The sequence below is a fragment of the Protofrankia sp. CiP3 genome, from assembly GCF_917627345.1.
Taxonomy (GTDB): Bacteria; Actinomycetota; Actinomycetes; order Frankiales; family Frankiaceae; genus Protofrankia.
The window spans coordinates 7,497-8,452 of the sequence record NZ_CAKJTM010000006.1; the positions used below are offsets into that span (position 1 = coordinate 7,497).

Consider the following 956-nt stretch of genomic DNA (forward strand, 5'->3'; position numbering starts at 1 on the left):
GCTGATGGAGTACCTCGTCGCCGCCGATATCGCCCGCCGGCTCGCCGATCAGGCCGGTCAGGCCGGTGGTCTGCTCGCGGCCCAGGAGATGTCGGAACTGATGGCGGACTTCTTCACCGACCTGGCCGGCCAGGATGCGGCGGCCCGCTGGGCGCAGGACACCGTCGACAACGCGGACGCGCCCGCGGTCGCGAAGGCGAACGCGGTGGTCGTCGCACGGCGCCTGGGCATCAAGCTGCGGACGAGAGCGAAACTGGCCGGCACCGATCTCGCCGGGCAGGACCTCTCCGGCCGAGACCTGCGCGGTGCGGACCTGCGACGAGCGAACCTGACCGACGCCCGCCTCGACCGCGCCGACCTGCACGGCGCCGACCTGCGGGACGCGGTGCTCACCGGCGCTTCCCTGACCGCGACCGCGCTGTCCGGTGCGGACCTGACCGGAGCGAAACTGACCGGGGCGACGGTCCGCGACGTCAGCGCCGACGGGCTGATCGCCCGCGACGCCGATCTCGACGGCATCCAGATCATCGGCGGGACGCTGCCTGGGCTCGACCTGGCGGGCGCGTCGATGCGGGGCGCGCGGGTGACTGGCGCCGGGCTCACCGGGGCGGACCTGACCGGCGTGGATCTCCGCGGTGCCCGCCTGGTCGACACGGACCTGACCGGCACAGTACTGACGGGGAGCCGATGGTCACGGGCAGGGGTTCTCGGTGGGTGCCTCGGTTCGGCCCGGGACGCGCCCGAGCTGGCCGTGGCAGCGGTCGCCGGGCGGGATCCCGCCCAGGTGATGCCGCAGTCGGCGCCCTCACCGCAGTACGCAGTCGCCTTCTCCCCAGACGGCACCATGATCGCCTCTGGGGGTGGCGACGGCACGGTCCGACTATGGGACACCGCCACCGGCCGTGAACTGCGCACCCTGACCGGCCACACCGACTCGGTGCGGTCGGTGGGGTTCT

The 956-nt window shown here is 73.4% G+C and carries 1 protein-coding gene; it reads left to right on the plus strand.

Annotated features, from left to right (window positions below):
• A partial coding sequence (locus tag MJ797_RS03530; RefSeq protein ID WP_239331788.1) for a pentapeptide repeat-containing protein occupies positions 1–956 on the plus strand: 956 nt, incomplete at both ends.